Origin of the sequence: Dolichospermum sp. DET69 (assembly GCA_017355425.1) — a bacterium.
Taxonomy (GTDB): domain Bacteria; phylum Cyanobacteriota; class Cyanobacteriia; order Cyanobacteriales; family Nostocaceae; genus Dolichospermum.
In genome coordinates this window covers 5143381-5160953 of the sequence record CP070233.1, presented here as the reverse complement: position 1 = coordinate 5160953, position 17573 = coordinate 5143381, and the positions used below count along the sequence as shown (strand labels likewise).

At 38.0% G+C, this 17573-nt stretch carries 13 protein-coding genes and 1 tRNA gene; 8 read left to right on the top strand and 6 right to left on the bottom strand.

Annotated features, from left to right (window positions below):
* Positions 1 to 12: 12 nt before the first annotated feature.
* Positions 13 to 711 (bottom strand): Crp/Fnr family transcriptional regulator, encoded by a 699-nt coding sequence (locus tag EZY12_23740; protein QSX67644.1) that lies wholly within the window; start codon positions 709 to 711, stop codon positions 13 to 15.
* Positions 712 to 1443: 732 nt separating this feature from the next.
* On the opposite strand from EZY12_23740, the gene EZY12_23735 reads away from it, so the two are divergent.
* From EZY12_23735 to prmC, 3 genes are all read left to right on the top strand, one after another.
* On the top strand, positions 1444 to 5208 hold the full coding sequence (locus EZY12_23735) for a hypothetical protein (GenBank protein QSX67643.1): 3765 nt from the start codon (positions 1444 to 1446) through the stop codon (positions 5206 to 5208).
* A 464-nt stretch (positions 5209 to 5672) separates the two neighbouring features.
* Entirely contained in the window at positions 5673 to 6437 is a 765-nt protein-coding gene (locus EZY12_23730) for a hypothetical protein (GenBank protein ID QSX67642.1), read from the top strand.
* 22 nt (positions 6438 to 6459) lie between these two features.
* A complete protein-coding gene (gene prmC / locus EZY12_23725) occupies positions 6460 to 7365 on the top strand; it encodes a peptide chain release factor N(5)-glutamine methyltransferase (protein QSX67641.1) in 906 nt (301 codons plus the stop codon).
* A gap of 1526 nt (positions 7366 to 8891) precedes the next feature.
* Here prmC and EZY12_23720 read toward each other — a convergent pair.
* Complete coding sequence (locus tag EZY12_23720) at positions 8892 to 10175, bottom strand: serine hydroxymethyltransferase (GenBank protein ID QSX67640.1); 1284 nt, start codon at positions 10173 to 10175, stop codon at positions 8892 to 8894.
* A 303-nt stretch (positions 10176 to 10478) separates the two neighbouring features.
* On the opposite strand from EZY12_23720, the gene EZY12_23715 reads away from it, so the two are divergent.
* Both EZY12_23715 and EZY12_23710 read left to right on the top strand, forming a co-directional pair.
* Positions 10479 to 10676, top strand: a complete 198-nt coding sequence (locus EZY12_23715; protein QSX67639.1) for a hypothetical protein — start codon at positions 10479 to 10481, stop codon at positions 10674 to 10676.
* Positions 10677 to 10780: 104 nt separating this feature from the next.
* Positions 10781 to 11257 (top strand): hypothetical protein, encoded by a 477-nt coding sequence (locus EZY12_23710; protein ID QSX67638.1) that lies wholly within the window; start codon positions 10781 to 10783, stop codon positions 11255 to 11257.
* A 3-nt stretch (positions 11258 to 11260) separates the two neighbouring features.
* On the opposite strand, the gene EZY12_23705 is transcribed toward EZY12_23710, so the two are convergent.
* Positions 11261 to 12034 (bottom strand): fumarylacetoacetate hydrolase family protein, encoded by a 774-nt coding sequence (locus tag EZY12_23705; protein QSX67637.1) that lies wholly within the window; start codon positions 12032 to 12034, stop codon positions 11261 to 11263.
* A gap of 292 nt (positions 12035 to 12326) precedes the next feature.
* On the opposite strand from EZY12_23705, the gene EZY12_23700 reads away from it, so the two are divergent.
* The 3 genes from EZY12_23700 (at position 12327) to EZY12_23690 (ending at position 14461) form a co-directional block, all read left to right on the top strand.
* A complete protein-coding gene (locus EZY12_23700; protein QSX67636.1) occupies positions 12327 to 12656 on the top strand; it encodes a 30S ribosomal protein S6 in 330 nt (109 codons plus the stop codon).
* Between the two features lie 437 nt (positions 12657 to 13093).
* Positions 13094 to 13246: a hypothetical protein gene (locus EZY12_23695; GenBank protein ID QSX67635.1), complete on the top strand. Its 153-nt coding sequence runs from the start codon at positions 13094 to 13096 to the stop codon at positions 13244 to 13246.
* Positions 13247 to 13900: 654 nt separating this feature from the next.
* A complete protein-coding gene (locus EZY12_23690; protein QSX67634.1) occupies positions 13901 to 14461 on the top strand; it encodes a hypothetical protein in 561 nt (186 codons plus the stop codon).
* Between the two features lie 48 nt (positions 14462 to 14509).
* Here EZY12_23690 and EZY12_23685 read toward each other — a convergent pair whose 3' ends face one another.
* From EZY12_23685 to EZY12_23675, 3 genes are all read right to left on the bottom strand, one after another.
* Positions 14510 to 15907 (bottom strand): transposase, encoded by a 1398-nt coding sequence (locus EZY12_23685; GenBank protein QSX67633.1) that lies wholly within the window; start codon positions 15905 to 15907, stop codon positions 14510 to 14512.
* A 224-nt stretch (positions 15908 to 16131) separates the two neighbouring features.
* Positions 16132 to 16204: transfer RNA gene (locus tag EZY12_23680), tRNA-Arg, on the bottom strand.
* A 49-nt stretch (positions 16205 to 16253) separates the two neighbouring features.
* Positions 16254 to 17444, bottom strand: coding sequence for a peptidoglycan DD-metalloendopeptidase family protein (locus EZY12_23675; protein QSX67632.1), 1191 nt, complete (start codon positions 17442 to 17444; stop codon positions 16254 to 16256).
* Positions 17445 to 17573 lie beyond the last annotated feature (129 nt).

Below are 17573 nucleotides of genomic sequence, written 5' to 3'. Positions count from 1 at the left end.
TGGGCTACTAAATTAAACTATGGTTTTTTCCAAAGCTGACCAATCAGGAATCCGAATTCTATCTTGCTCCCTGACAATCAAACCCTTTTTCTCTAATTTTGTCAGCACTCTTGTCACAGTTTCCCGTGCTAATCCACTTAAACTACTTAACTCGCGGTGGGGTAAATTAGGAATTTCCTTACCTGTATTGTCTTCTTTTCTTTGCCCCTCGGCCAAAAACAGCAAGGTATCAGCCACTCGTGACTGACTATCTGATTCCCGCAAACGCAATCTTCTGTTGACTTGTCGCAACCTTTTAGCCATTAATTGCGCCAATCTCATTCCTGCTAAAGGTTCTGTTTGCAGCAAATGCACAAAATCCTGAGCAGGTATACTCGCAATCATCGTCGGTACCAGAGTAATGACATCAGTAGAACGAGGAACCTCATCTAGTGCTGCCATTTCCCCAAATAATTCCCCACTGCCAATAATATTTAGTGTTACCTCTTTCCCATCTAAATTGTAGGTACGGATTTTAACCCATCCACTCATAATGAAGTATACTGAACCCCCCCAGTCATTTTCCAGTAAAATTACTTGGTTAGCTGGGTGAGTTCGTGTAACAAGATGAATCAGAGCTTTTTCCACGCCTGGTTCTGGCAAGGCTTGAAAAAATGGGGCTGAAATCATCCATGTATGAGATGTATTGTGTGTATTATATCGTTCTTCCATCAGGGCATTTTGATTATTAAAGCTGCTATTATCACAACACTAAGATAGTTATTTTAAACCTAAGTCATTAAAATATAACCGCCTTTAACAGAGATTGTCTCAGATCAGACCAACTATGTTATATAAAAAAGTAAAAATAGGATTTGTCAATTTTGTACCTCATTCAAGTGTATACCGCCATAAGTCAAAAGTTAGAAGTCAAAAGTCAAAATGAATATGGAATCAGCTTTTGGGAGATTTGTCACGGTTAGTTTATTTACGCCAATTTGTACTAATACAGGACTGTGTTAGTCAACCAATCATTAAAAATACTTAAAAGCCTGTATTATCTGCTTTTTTAATTTTTAATTTAGTATATATCTGTAAAAAGGACGCAAAATTTGACACCATAACCTTTTCCTCTTTTATTCTTGCCTGTTGTTCTCGTAAATACTGATTGACAATATTGACTAATATAGAAGTATTATTTAATTTTCGTGTATCCCTAACGGGAGTGTATGACCAACACCACGCAATCTCGTAGACCGCGCTCTGCGGTTAAAAACTAGTTAAACCTTAATCTTCTAAAATCTTATTCACTGTCTCCATGAGTAAATATGGCTACATCCTACAACCTACTAGTAATAACATAATTAGCCTTAGAAGTGCCAGTAACAAATTTTGATACTCGAAACTTCTGTAATTGTCATTCCCTTGCAAATCAACCTACATTTTTAACTAAGGTAATTTAACGTGACTTACCATACTGATGAAATTCACCAACTAATTGCAGATATTGATCACTTACTGTCTAATAGTGCCAAAGGTCTTTCTAAATTCCTGCCTAAGCAGGGACAACAGGAAAAAGAGGTTTTAGAACGAGTGCGTAACTTTTTGGTACAACTGGGCGAGGATGAAGGATCAAAAGATAATGTCCTCCCAGAAACCACCAACCCATCACCCACACCAGCATTTTCATCTCTGTTGACACAATTTAATCAACAGAGTAATGTCTCATCTATTTTAGAACCTTCCTCGGATTCACCAGAGTTAAGTAGTATTGAAACAGTACAAACCAAACAAGAATTAACTGTTTTATTTCAGCCTTTACAAGCGGAATTGTCCAGGCTGTTGGCAGAAAGAGCAGATTTGATTCAAGAAATTAGACAACTAGAGCAAAAGCGACTGCAAAACTCTTCATTAAGCCAGCAGTTAGCCAACCAAGAGGAGATGATTTCTGAATTTTTAGAAGTCCTCATGGGTCGTTTAGTACCACATTTAAAATCAAATTCTGAGCTAATAATTAACCCTGATTTGCAGAATTTAGAAGCAATGACCTCGGCTATTCAACCTATTTTAGAATCAGCAGAACGGGTAGAGCAGTTAGCAAATTTAGCTCGTAATTTAGACCAACGGTTACTGTCTCTAGATGGAACTGTCAATACTATTTTTGAAGCCCTAGAACGTAATATTAATACCTACTATCATTCCTTGTCCCAAGCACTAGCTAAAATGCACGATAAGGGGATGCAAGGTGAACAATTGATGGCAGATTTCCTCAATAATTTGACTCAATATTTACAACAGCAAGTTTTGATTAATGAACCTTCTATTTCTCATGTAAATACTGAAATAGTCTCGGCATCACCATTATTAGCTGAATCTCCTGGACTTGAAGTTGCAGAATTAATACCTTCAAAAGATGTATCTATCGAAATTCCTACTGCGGAAATAGTGCCAATTCATCTGGATACAGAGTTTTTACAAGATCAATCACAATCTGCAAAAAATTTACAGTTAACAAATACTGATGAAGTAGATAAACTTTATGCAAGTTTCTTTAATACTGAAATTTCTTCACCGCTGAATCTTTCATTTTCTCATGATATTCTACTTAAAGAAGATCAAATTTTATCTATTGATTCCGAAGTTGTCATTAATGATTTCTCAACAGTAGAAATTAATAATTTAACAGTTGCTAATATAGCTGATAGCACTATATTAGCAGAACCAAGAGAAGAGTTACTATTATTACTAAAAGATGATAATGAGAACTCGGAGCCGCAAGCAATAATTTCTCCTATTCCTCCAGAGCCTGATCTCACATTTTCACCAGAAGAAACAGAATTAGAGCAACTTCCAGAAGCAGCAAATCCTGTTGATACAATTATAGTTTTGACTGATTTGTTGGTAGATACTGGTAATGAACAAGCACCATTAGAAGTCGTCAATCAATTAGATAATTCAGGAACAGAACCGGAAAATAAATATCTACCTTTGGATAACTTTGTTGCGGCTGATTCTGAAGAAAATTTACTGTCTTTGTTAGATAATGATGATCCTGGTATTCCACAAATTACTTTAGATGCCAATCAGTTGCAACAATTAGATCAAGATTTAGATAATTTTGATCAACCATTAAATTATTCTGGGGAATCTATAACTAAGTTAGATTCTGAAAGTCAGGTTGATAATGTAAATATAGTTCCCAGTCAGGAAGTAGATTTAAGTTTAATAACTCAGACATATATAAAAGATGAAAAAGAAGATTTTCCCCCATCTTCAATCACTAGTCAGCAATCTCCAATTACTATTCCGCAAACTTCAATTCCCAATGATGAAAATAATCATCTTCCAGCAGATACTTTAGATGCAACTTGGTATTTAGGAATTGATATTGGGACGACGGGAATTTCTGCTGCTTTATTGAATCGCTCTAAATTGGTAGTTTATCCGATTTATTGGTCAGCAGAAAGTCAAGTTGATGGTTCGGCTTTTCAGCAATCATTCCGTTTACCAGCAGAAGTTTATTTACCGACTAATTCAGGTTCTCATCCAGGGAAAAGTGGAGAATCAGATTTTTCCTCTCATCTTTATTCAGCACAGTTAAAGCCTTATTTACAAATAGCAGTTCCCTACCAGCAAGAACGACAAAAATGGGAACCAATGTTGCAATTAAATGAGTTTTCCGCAGGGCCATTAATTTGGGTTGTGCGATCGCTTTCTAAGCTACTATCAACTCTTAGGTCTAGTCAAACTAGTACCACCCCAGCTTTAATTGCTAATGCAGTGGGGATGAATACACCAACTTTTTCCCAAGTAATTAAGAATATCGCTGGTGTCATTTGTACTTGTCCTTCTAGTTGGACTGAACAATATCGCTTTAATGTTCGGGAAGCGGTTGTCACTAGTGAACTTGTTTCTCATCCCCAACAAATCTTTTTTGTAGAAGAAGCGATCGCTAGTTTACTACCAGAATTAGACAGTGCTAATGGTCAATCTATCCGAATTAGTGAAAATCAGGGTTTACGGGCTTTAAAAACTAGCGATTATCCCTTATTAGGTAACACCTTAGCAATTAATATTGGGGCAACGCAGGTAGAAATGACCTTAGTAGCTATACCAGCAAATCTGGAAAACTTGACATATAAAGACTTCATGCTGCACAATTTTGCCTACTCTGGCAAAGGCATTGAACAGGATATTATTTGTCAGTTACTACTCCCACCAAAATCCCGCGAACCCCGTCAACTTGGACAATCTAATCATGAACCTGCAAATGCTAATCCTTGGCATTGGCAACCTTCCATTCCTGGCTTAGACCAAATGCAATTTTCTAATTTAGGTTTAGAAGCTTTAACACTACCTAAAGTTGGAGAACCAGATACAGAAGCGCGAATTCGTCTCCAGCAACGTTTAGAAAGTTCTCTCCTAGGACAAGCTTTATTAGATGCAGCTTTGGCCTTGAAATTGATTTTACAACACCAAGAAACCTTTACCCTAGAATTTGCCGATCAACGCTGGGTATTACAGCGCCGAGATTTAGAAAGTCAAGTCTTTGTTCCCTTTGTCCGTCGTCTCAATCGAGAGCTGAACAAATTATTAGTAGCCCGTGGTATTCCCACCGAAGCTATTAATCAAGCTGTCCTCAGCGGTGGTGTGGCTTCTGTCGGCACTATTAACCGATGGTTACGGCAAAAACTGCCTAATGCCAAGATTATTCAAGACTTATATCTAGGTGAAAACGGCGCTCCCAATTGTAGTCGAGTTGCACTAGGTTTAACCATGTTACCTTTACATCCCCAAGTTTTAGACATACCTAAACAGCAATACACAGATTATTTCTTATTTTCTGAATTGCTAAAACTATTACCCAACCGTTCTTTATCCTTTGGTGAAGTCTTGCAGTTATTTGAAAGTCGTGGTATTAATACCCGCATCTGTCAACAGCGATTACTAGCTTTCTTGGAGGGTGAACTACCACCAGGCTTAATTCCTGCGGCTTCAGATCACCTTTGGCTGACCCATAATTCCCAGGAAAATCCCGACTACAAAGAGATTGCTTCCCTCACAGCAGGCATAAACTCTCCACCCCTATTTGAAAAACAAGGTAATCTCTCCTATCGTCCCAATTTTCCACAAGTCCAGTTATTATTGCGTTATTTAGATGCCATTAAATCCAGTACCGTGCAATCCCTAGAAGAACCATATAGTTACCTTTTACTTAGTCAAGTATAACACATAACAGAGAGCGGGGAGAGGAAAAGTTGTTTTGATACTGTTTATTTTTGAAACTTCCCTAAACTCCTGTTTGGTAGTTTTTGGAACGTTAGATAGAATCAGAGCGGCACTGAAATATAGGATGCAATGGTAAAACACCAGGATCTTCCTTCTTTTTAGAGAAGACATATAATAGGGTTTTCAGGCTTTTGGGTGGGATAATGGAAATGAATAGCCAAGCAAAAATAAAAATAAGATAACTTTAGTGCCTATATTCAATTTCTAGAGGTAATAATATCATCATCACCAAAAGGTTTGACAAAATCCTATTTTGAGAATTGAGAATTGATACCAAATAGCGACCATAAGTTTTTTGTAAATTACATGGCTTGCTATATAACTAAAACTGGTTATTGGTACATAAATCTCACAATTTGTCTAGTTGCTGGCATTAATAAAATTATTGAGGGGGATGAGTGATCATGAAATTATTCGTACGTTGGGGCTTAACATTAGGTTTGGCTAGTAGTGTGATGTTTGCCGGCATATTGGGAATAAATAATCTACAAGCCCTAGCTCTACCAGAGGAGCAGGTGGTAAAAACTTTACGAGAAGTACCCGTTTTTACCCTGACTAATTCCCAAGGAGAATTTGTAGTCATCTCCAGAAAAAACCAATCCAAAACTATTTCCCAAATAGGCTTTTTTCTTAGTAAGAAAGATGCTCAAACTTTCCTAGAAAATCGGCTTAAAAAGGAAAATTCTCAGTTAGCAAGCACTATCCAAATTAAGCCTGTTTCTTTAGCAGATTACTATAAATTAGTAGTAGAAAATAACAAGAAAAAAGACTCTAATTTAGTTTTTACTTTAGTTCCTACTCAACAACAAGTTAAGCAGGCAACAACTATGTTGAATACCACTGATAAAACAGACAAAAAATTTAATGGTATTCCTTTGTTTGTGCCAAAATTCAAGAAAGAAAACAGCTATCTGACAATTCCTCAAGGAAAAGAGCGGTTCATTCCTTTCTATTTTGAAAAAGAACAAGCAGTGGCTCTTTTAGAAGCCTTTAAAAAGGCCAAACCACAAGAATCAACTAATACGGAAATTCAAGTCTTAGATTTGTATAACGTGATTGAAACACTCAATAGTAGTAATGATCCCAACACTAATAAGATTTTATTGTTTCCCTCACAGGAATCAATAGAATTTATTCGTTCTCTAGCTCCCGCTCAACCCAAAAAATAGAAAATAATCTTTACCTCCTGATATGTTAAAGCCAAATCAAATAGTTTCTGGATTAGAACTTTGGCAGTGGCGAAAAACTGCAATTCAAGCAGCTACAGCCGCGGATATATCCCCAATGGAGGTAGATTGGTTATTATTAACAATAGCTAATTTAGACCGTTTGGCACTGCGTTTAGAGTCTTTCAAAACATGGCATCAAATCCCCCTACAATTGTCTTTAACCGAATTAGAGCAATTGTGGCAAAGACGATTACATGATCATTTACCAGTTCAGTATATTGCGGGGACGACAGCTTGGCGAAAGTTTCAACTCACAGTTTCCCCTGCGGTCTTAATTCCTAGACCAGAAACAGAAATATTGATTGATTTGGCTATATCTGCTGCTAATAATCAAATACAAGCAGGTCACTGGGCAGATTTGGGGACTGGTAGCGGTGCGATCGCGCTGGGACTAGCTGAAGTATTCATAAATGCCACTATTCATGCTGTAGATATTAGTCCAGCCGCTTTAGCTGTTGCTCAAACCAACGCGGAAAATTTGGGTTTTGGGAAACGGATTCAATTTTATCAAGGTTCTTGGTGGCAACCCCTAGAATCTCTCAAAGGTCAATTTAGCGGTATGATATCAAATCCGCCCTATATCCCTAGTGATACTGTCCTCAGTTTACAGCCAGAAGTGGTGAAACATGAACCCCATTTAGCTTTAGATGGTGGTGCAGATGGTTTAGACTATATTCGTCATTTAATTAATGTTTCCCCTGGTTATTTGCGTCCTGGAGGGGTGTGGTTAATTGAAATGATGGCAGGACAGGCGGAAACGGTGCGAGAATTGTTAGAAAATAATGGTAATTATGGCAATATTTCCATTCATGCTGATTTAGCAGGAATTGAACGTTTTGCAGTAGCTTTTAAACACAATATTGTCTGAATCAGGATGTCCAGGATTTAAGGATTTTCAGGATTGTTATTGTGGATTCTTGGTCATGGGAATTGTCTGAATCAGGATTTTCAGGATTTAAGGATTTTTAGGATTGTTATTTGTGGATTCTTTGTAATGGGAATTGTCTGAATCAGGATTTTCAGGATTTAAGGATTTTCAGGATTGTTATTTGTGGATTCTTGGTCATGGGAATTGTCTGAATCAGGATTTTCAGGATTTAAGGATTTTCAGGATTGTTATTGTGGATTCTTGGTCATGGGAAAGATGTTAAAGTTAATAGTCAGCAATCAATAAAAATATTGTCTGAATCAGGATTTACACCGATTTAAGGATTTACAGGATTGTTATTGTGGATTCTTGGTAAACTATAAAATAAATATTCTCAAAAAATCTAACATCAAACAAACAACATCATCCTGAAAATCCTTAAATCCTGGACATCCTGATGCAGACAAATAATCTTATCAATAAATCACAGATAAACAAACAACATCATCTTGAAAATCCTTAAATCCTGGACATCCTGATGCAGACAAATAATCTTATCAATAAATCACAGATAAACAAACAACATCATCCTGAAAATCCTTAAATCCTGGACATCCTGATGCAGACAAATAATCTTATCAATAAATCACAGATAAACAAACAACATCATCCTGAAAATCCTTAAATCCTGGACATCCTGATGCAGACAAATAATCTTATCAATAAATCACAGATAAACAAACAACATCATCCTGAAAATCCTTAAATCCTGGACATCCTGATGCAGACAAATAATCTTATCAATAACAATACTATTGCCAAAATAAGAGCCTTGATAATTTTTGGCAAAAACGGCAAAAATAAGCATACATAAGCGTTTCTAGGAAAAGGTAATTTAGAATCTAAAACCCTTATCTACCCCGTCAATACATTTAAAAAATCCTTGTCGGAAACCTTTAAGGAATTTTTAAGGCTGATTGTTTTTGCCAAGCAAGAGCGAGAAACGGGAGGTCATGGTTAAAGCATTATCATCTCACCCTCGTAATTTGGCTAAGGTATTGCAATAAATCACAGATAAACAAACAACATCATCCTGAAAATCCTTAAATCCTGGACATCCTGATTCAGACAAATAATCTTATCAATAAATCACAGATAATCAAACAAAATCATCCTGAAAATCCTGAAATCGGTGGAAATCCTGATGCAGACAAATAATCTTATCAATAAATCACAGATAATCAAAAAACATCATCCTGAAAATCCTTAAATCGGTGGACATCCTGATGCAGACAAATAATCTTATCAATAAATCACAGATAAACAAAATCATCCTGAAAATCCTTAAATCCTGGACATCCTGATTCAGACAAATAAACACCCTAAATATATGGGCGCACGATTCTCCACTCATAACATAAGCATAGTCAAAACTCAGAACTTTGTCAAGCACAAATTTATAATGAAAACTGAGGTATAGAGAGGATGGAAGGTGGGCATTGCCCACCCTACTAATCCAAAGTTGTTTAAACTATGGCTGGTACAGGAATTTCCAGATGAGGATATAATGGGAAGCGATCGCACAATGCTGCCACTCTTTGTAAACAATCCTTAGTTACTGTATCCGACTCTGGAGAGAGTAAACGGTCAGCAATAATATTGCCAATTTCCGTAAATTCTGCCACACCTAAACCTCTGGTAGTCATAGCAGGTGAACCCAATCTTAAACCACTGGTAACAAAAGGTGATTCCGTATCAAAAGGAACTGTATTTTTATTGGCAGTAATATTAACAGTGCTGACTAACTGATCTCCTTTCTTTCCAGTCATGCCAACAGAACGTAAATCTACTAGCATGAGGTGATTATCCGTACCACCCGATACTAACTTAAAGCCTCTATCTTGTAATTGAGTAGCTAAAGCGCGAGCATTGGCAATTACTTGTCCAGAATAGTTGGTAAACTCAGGTTTGAGAGCTTCACCAAAAGCTACAGCTTTACCAGCAATTACGTGTTCTAGTGGTCCACCTTGAGTACCTGGGAAAACTGATTTATCCAGCTTTTTACCCAATTCAGCATCACGGGTTAAAATCAAGCCCCCGCGAGGTCCGCGTAAGGTTTTGTGAGTTGTAGTGGTGACAACATCACAATAAGGCAGCGGGTTAGGATGATGACCTGTAGCGACTAAACCAGCAATGTGAGCAATATCTGCGAGTAAGTAAGCACCAACTTCATCAGCAATACTGCGGAACTTTTCAAAGTCAATAATCCGAGGATAGGCTGAATAACCACAAATTAACAGTTTAGGCCGTTCTTTAATAGCTAAATCCCGAATTTGGTCATAGTCTAACTGTTCAGTTTCTTTACTTACTCCATAATGACAGACTTGAAACCATTTACCAGAGACGTTCACCGGTGAACCGTGGGTAAGGTGTCCCCCGTGAGATAAATCCATACCCATAATTTTGTCTCCTGGTTGCAGCAGAGTCAGGAAAACAGCAAAATTAGCTTGTGCGCCAGAATGAGGTTGAACATTGGCATGAGCCGCACCAAATAACTGTTTAGCTCGGTCAATGGCTATTTGTTCGATTTTATCAACAAACTCGCAACCGCCATAGTAGCGTTTACCAGGTAATCCTTCGGCGTATTTATTGGTTAATGCCGACCCTTGGGCAGCTAATACGGCAGCAGAGGTAAAGTTTTCACTAGCAATTAATTCCAAGTGGTCACGTTGACGCTGTAATTCTTGGTTAATTAGTTCATTAATGGCAGGATCTGAGTTTTTGAGAATGTCTGAGTTCGTTTTAGTCACGTTTATTATCCTTATGGAGGTTGACAAAAATGGAGATTGAGTTTAGACCTATTACCAAAGTTATAAATCAGGCAATTTGTTTATTATAAGAATTTAAGCTGAAAACCTGTGATAACTGGAAGTGTCATCATATCGGAATCTTTGAATTTAATAAACCTGGTTATCTGAATTTATGTATTAATTTGTACTAAAAGGAACAAAAGTCTCGGATATATAAGATACAATAAAAGTAAATCCAATTAACAAAATTTTTTCCTAAACCATTAATATAGGTTGCTCCATTTCAGAAAAGGAGGGGTTTAGATGTTAGTTATTTTAATGGAAAATCAAATCCTTAGCCCGGAAAAAGTTTGTCAGTCTTGTTTACTGGCAAATGGTAGCGGACAACCACGCTGGGGTGGGGGTAAACTGCGCTGTGGTCAAGCAATTAATAAATTTACTGAACAACAACCAGATCAATACGAATGTGTAATGGGTTTTCGTGTCGCCAATATAGAATAATGGTTGTTGAGCGCAGTTGAAACATTGGATTTGCCAGCAAGGTAGAGTATCTGCGTTATCCTAAGCTCAATAGCTGTTGAAATTTAGCCACAGGAGAACACAAAATGTCTTTGCGCGGGTCTACAACTTTTCCAGATCGAGCTTTGGCTTGTTTACCTTATTTACTGCCTTTAATTGAGGTGTTTGCTTTCGGTCAGTTTTTGCTGAATGATTTTCCACTTTTAGGACTGATATTTTTACCTCTGTTACCACTGTTAAGAATTTATTATGGTGTCCGCTATGCGGGAATGATTATTTTCTTTGCTTTATGGCTGCTAGTGGTCAGAAACGAGAAAATTTCCCATTTTATTCGTTTTAACACGATGCAAGCCATCATTTTAGATATTGTGATCTTTTTATGTAGCATTTTGACCGATATTGTCAAATTAGTTCCTGGTAGTGGATTTGCTATGCAAACACTTTATACAACCATTTTTATGGGGATAGTAGCAGCGGTTGTTTATTCCGTTGCTCAGTCATTAATGGGGAAATATGCAGAAATTCCCGCGATTTCCGATGCAGTGCATATGCAGGTACGCTAACAGCTAACGACGGATAACTGTGTTTTCTAGGCGACCAATTCCCTCAATTTCCACACGGATGCGATCGCCTATTTGCAAAGCTCCTACCCCCATAGGTGTACCAGTTAATACTATATCCCCAGGTAATAAAGTCATCACTTGACTAATATAAGACACCAAAAAATCTGGGGGAAAGACCATTTGATCAATACAAGCAGACTGAACTGGGTAGGAACTATCATTCAAAAATGTCTGTAATCTAGCCCCTGGGTTTAATTCACGGACAATCCAAGGACCTATTGGACAAAAAGTATCAAAACCTTTGGCTCTTGTCCATTGGGGATCTTTTTTTTGTAAATCTCTGGCTGTGACATCATTGGCAATGGTATAACCCCAAATTTTACTTTGGGCTTGGGCTGGGGTACAATCATTTGTGCGATCGCCAATCACTAACGCCAATTCTCCTTCATAGTCTACCCTTTGGGACTGATAGGGATACTTAATTTCTCCTGCCGATGCAATCACAGATGTAGAAGGTTTGAAAAAAATCAGCGGTTCAGCAGGTACAGGTGTTCCCATTTCCGCTGCATGATCCGCATAATTCTTGCCTACTCCCACAATTTTGGAAGGTGAACAAGGGGCTAAAATTGTATAGGAGTTGGATGGTAGGATTAAATCCGTAGGTTGACCATCCAACCAGGGTGGAGCATCTAGCACTTCTACATTCATAGAAAGCTGGAGCAAACCATAGTAAATCTTCCCTTCTTGACTTTGAACTCGCACATATCGCTGCGCCATAAGTTTGACAAATATCCTTAAATATGCTTTCTTTTTTGCAGAATGTGGTTAATGATTGCCATTGAAAACTGGTAAGATTATAAGATAAATATGGAAAATCTGATAAATTTAATTGATCAACTATTAAACAGTGGACAAATCTTGCTCAAAATTGTGTTAGTGTAGAATGGCTAAAAAATTGTTAAAATTCCTTGTTGCTTGAGATGTTGATCAATAAAAGTGTCGCTCACAGCAATATTTGTATGAATTAACACCTCTTCAGCCATTTTGTCCAAAAGGTAAATTAAAGAACATGACCACAGTTTACGAAACCATGTACATCCTGCGTCCTGACTTGGGAGATGAACAGGTAGTACAACAAATTGCCAAATACGAAAACTTAATTCGTGAACACGGCGCTGAGAATATTGAAATTCAAACCCGTGGTAAGCGTCGTCTCGCTTATGAAATTCAAAGACATCGTGATGGCATTTATATCCAAATGAATTACACCGGTCCTGGAACTATAATTGCTATCATGGAACGGGCAATGCGATTGAGCGAAGACGTAATTCGTTATATGACCGTCAAACAAGAAGTTCACCAAGAAAAAGCAGCAGAAGAAGTTGTTGTAGCAGCTTAATAACCACATTTTCCGAAGTGATTAGTTAGGATTTCAGCAGTATGGCTTGCGTCATGCTGCGATATCAGGAAATTCGTGATTTATAGAGATATCCGGTAAGCGTAAAACTCAGTGTCTTTAGACCTGAGATATAAGCGACTCGTGCGGTAATAAAGCGCATAGAGTTTTTCTTTTTATAAAGATTGGTTAAAATGAGCAAAGGTTTATCGCCTTTGTATTTGATGATGTTATACTATTCACAACAGGAATGGTAATCAACCTGTATAAAAACCTAACTGCCTAACGGCTTTTCTGGTCCTTGACAATTGAGGATATAGGGTTCTATTCCATAGTTTTAGTGACTACCCTCCGAATAGGTAAAATCTTCATGGGAGCTAGACAACACAGAATTGTACGGGCGTATTGCAATACGCCCCTAGCAAGCAAAATTTGCAGTAATGCAACTACCTTCGGGCAGAGGGAAAGTTAACGCTTGGGGAGAGAACCACCTCTGGCTTAGATACCGCAAGGGTTCTAAGTTAAGTGGACTCGTTGAACCAAGAATCTCAGCGGCTAAAGCCAGTGAGAGTGTCAACAGACTTACCCATTAACATTCTCAATATTAAGTATATGTAGTGAGAAAAACTACATCTATCGTAGGGGTAAAGCAAGAGCTTCATAGGTGTCAACTTAAGTAGGGGCGTATTGCAATACGCCCCTACTTATCTGTTAGCTTCCACACCCGCCCAGAAATAATAGCGTAGCGTGGCGTAAGCCATATTTCAGGGCTAATAACCAAAGTAAACTTTAGTTTAGAGAACTACACAAAAAAGATGAACTGCTTGCAGCAGCGCTTCGCTATCCAATTTTGTGGGATGGGCATCTGGGCCCTCCTTATATTATTAGGGGACCAGATGCCCGCACCACAAGAAATTTTGGGATATTTTTTTAATTGGAAGTCTCTTACTGAACAATTTAAACAATTTTCCGGTTATTCAGTCATCTTTAGATGACTTTTGCTATGAGACTGGGAATATGGCTTACGCTACGCTATCATTCCTAGTCGGGTAATAGGTTTTACGTTAAGTTGACAGCAATGACCAATACTTTACCCCTACTAATTCATGTTTCAAGTTCAGCAACGCAACTTGAACAATAAAAATCTTTAAATTATTTTCCTCAGATTGCCCCGGATGTGATAAAATCGGCGCAAGTCAAAAATCAAGTATAACTGTATATATATTAAGTAAGAGCTTTAAGTAACTGTGAGCCAATCTGATATACCAAACATCCAAGAACTGTCTACGGAAATATCCCAGTTGCGTCAAGACTTGCAACTGCGAGATCAATTAGTCCAACAGTTGTCTCAAGAACTATTCCGGCTAGTCAAGGGTAATACAAACTTTACACCGCCAAAATCCGAGCCAGAAGTAGATTTAGGCCAATTACAGGCTTTAAGAGAACAAATCCAAGCTGTGGAAGAGCAGGTAACGTTCTACCAAGAGCAAATTACGAATCGTGATACTGAGATTCACCAATTACGCCAGTCTGTACAAGAACTAACTGATCGTAGTCGAATGTTGGAGCAGGTAGTACAGGAATTACCTCAAATTTACCGTCGGAAGTTTGAGGAACGCATGACACCAGTACGAGACAAAGTTACAATCCTACAACGAGAAAATCGCCAATTGCAAGCCGAATTGCAAAGTGTGAGTTATCGTTTAGCACTCAAGAACCGCTACACAAATCATGGCGGTATTGATTTACCTACTTTTCCTCGTTCAGAAGTTGCTCCCGATCATATTCCTGCTCCCCAGAATGTGTGAAATATTTCTACACTGTACTCAAAGAGTCAGTGTAGGCTAGTGAACTACCTACACCGCCTGAGTACAGGTCGGTGTAGGCTTCTGGCACATTCTTAATATTACCAGAACTTCCTTAGAGGTACTATTAGTAGTAGATTCACCCACTACCGGATTCCCTTTACGGCGTTTTATCGTTGGGAACAGTCCCAGCCCAACGCGCTTTACGTTGATAGAAGCATTGACATCTCGGTCAACCCAAAGCAATTCTTTTGCATCCCAATACTCGCGGATACTACAATCAGTGAAGATAAATTCATCTCGATATGCGAGTAATTGAGAAGTATATGCAGGTTTTACTGCTATTACCCTAGTCCCAGCTTTTTCAGCTATGTATTCTAGGATTGTGAAAAATTGTCCAAATGCAGCATCATTCCAGGACTTGTTTAGCCCAGACTTAGCTGATTGTCCGTTTGGTAAATATTTACCATCTTCGTCTTTTTTAGCTTTATTCCGTTTCGATAAAGCCTTTAAATTTAAATCTTCGTGAACAATGACTTTTTTACCAATACGTACTAACCCATGAGCAGTTTTGAACGAGTGGTCTTTCCTTGCCCTAGCAATACGTTGATGTTCACGACCTTCTCGTTTAGCGAGCTTACGACGTTGTTTGCTACCTTTCTTTTTAGCAGACTTGCGATTAGAAACCTTAGCCAATCGCTTCTCTGATTTTCTGAAAGACTTCAAAGAAGGTAATTTAGTATTCTCCGATGTTGCCAAATAATCATCTTCATGCAATACCGCATCCAGTCCAAGAGTATTATCCCAAGTAGGGATTGATTCTTCTGGAATAAAAATCGGCACATTCGGATCTTCCAAGCAGATGGTAATATACCAACCATCAGACTTATTTGTTAAAAGTGCATTTTTTAGCGTAAATCCATTGGGCAATGGGCGGTGTAATCGAATTTTTACCCAACCTTTTAATTTTGAAAAAGATAAAAACAACCAATCTTTTTCAATACGCTCAATAGTAATAGCTTGTCCTTCAATCTTTATTGTGCGATAACGTGCAGCATTTTTAAAACGTGGTTTACCACTGTGATTCCCTTTACAATCACCTTCGAGAAAGCGAGAAAAGGACAACTCTACACGTTTTGATACATCCTGTAAAGTCTGAGATGGAACACTTGTAAAGTCAAGTAGTTCACCAGAGTAGCTTACCTTTATTAAATCTTTTTTAATAAAGGGTAATTGTTTTTTCTGTAAGTAATAGCTGGGTTTATCTCGCAGTATTGGTATTGAGCAAATTAACGGACAAGAATTAATTGACGTGCGATTCTGCTGATACCAGTCGAACCTGTCTCCTAATTGCTTGTTGTACCAGTAACGACAAATTCTTAACCAACTATTTAATTGTAGTTTTTGATTGGTATCTGGATATGTACGGTACTGATAGTTAAGCAGCATTTTTATTCACCGATCCCATTTAATTTCATGTCATCTCCCGTATGTTCTTCATGTGCGCTCAAAACTCCACTCACATCTCTTTTACTTATTTTGTATCCGATTGCGTTTAAATCGTCTCTTATTTGTTTGATTGTTTTGTTTTCGCTTCTTCCGGCACAAATTCCAACCAAAACTTTTTCTACAAGGCTCGGAACTGGTATGTCATTGTAATAAAAATCAAAAAATGAGCGCGGAGGGATTCGAACCCCCGATCGACAGGACCGGAACCTGTTGCTCTATCCACTGAGCCACGCGCCCTTACACATTTCGCAGTATAACATACTTTTTAAATTTAAACAAAATTTAATTATAAATAATTTGCTGGGTCAACAGGTGTACCATCACGGCGGACTTCAAAATGGAGGTGAGGCCCTGTGGAGAAGCCTGTAGAACCGACAGCAGCGATCACTTGTCCTTTTTGTACAGTTTGTCCTTCACTTACATATAATTCGCTGGTGTGTCCATAGAGAGTGGTGATTCCCTTGCTGTGACTGATAATTACAGCTTTACCGTAACCCCCATACCAACCCGCAAAAATCACCGTACCTGAATCTGCGGCGCGAATTGTACTCCCATAGCTGGCTGCAAAGTCCAAACCGGCATGAAAACGCCGATAACCCAAAATAGGATGTACACGCCAACCAAAGGGGCTACTGGTGGGTGCATCGCTGGGAAACGCAAAGATACCTGTACCGGGAATAATGACATTTTTACTAGCGGTTTTCGCCCTAGCTGCTTCTCTCGCTTTTTGTTCGGCAATTTTTTGTTGAATTAAAACAGTGAGATTTTGGGAATCTTGTTCTAGTTGATTTTGGGCGGCTTCTAAGGACAATCGATCATTATTTAAACGTTGCACTAATTCCGTTTGTGATTGTGCTTGAGTTTGATAATCGGCTTTTTGGGCGAATAATTGCTCTCTAATTAAAGCAATTTGATTTTTCTGTCCGGCTACTTTTGTTCTTTGTTGAATTAATAAATTTGCCTGTTGAGATAGTTTGGCTAAAATTCCTTTATCTGCCTGATAAACTAACTTGAGGCGATAACGACGACTGATAAAATCGTTAATATTTTGACTTTGCAATAAAACTGCCCAACCTTGAGAAGTTGGTGAACGTTGGAGAAACCGCAATCTTGCCACTGTGGCTATTTGGCGATTTTGATAATCACGTTTAGCAATAGATAAATCAGCTTCTAACTGTTGAAGAAATTGGTTAGCTTGTTGTAATTTTATTTCGCTATCTTGAATGTAATTATTAGTCACTTGCAGATTTTGGCTCAAACCGCCGAGATGTTTTTGCGCTTCTGTTTGCAAATTAGTTAAACGATTTTGTTCCTGAATAATATTCTGACGTTGTTGCTGAACTTGTTGCTGTTGTTGTTGAAGGGTATTAATAGAATTTGCCGATACTGGCAATAGGATGACAATACACCAGACAAGGCCGCAATAGATCAGGAATAACCACCACAATCTAAGTTTTTGAAAAAATACCCTTTTCATTAGTTACATTCAGCCAAAAAGTGCAAACATAAACAGTATTATGCCCAACTTCTGGCAAAATTCAATACAATTATTTTAAATGTCTGAGTAAAATAGAGACTATAAGCAAAAACATAATCATTAATAATA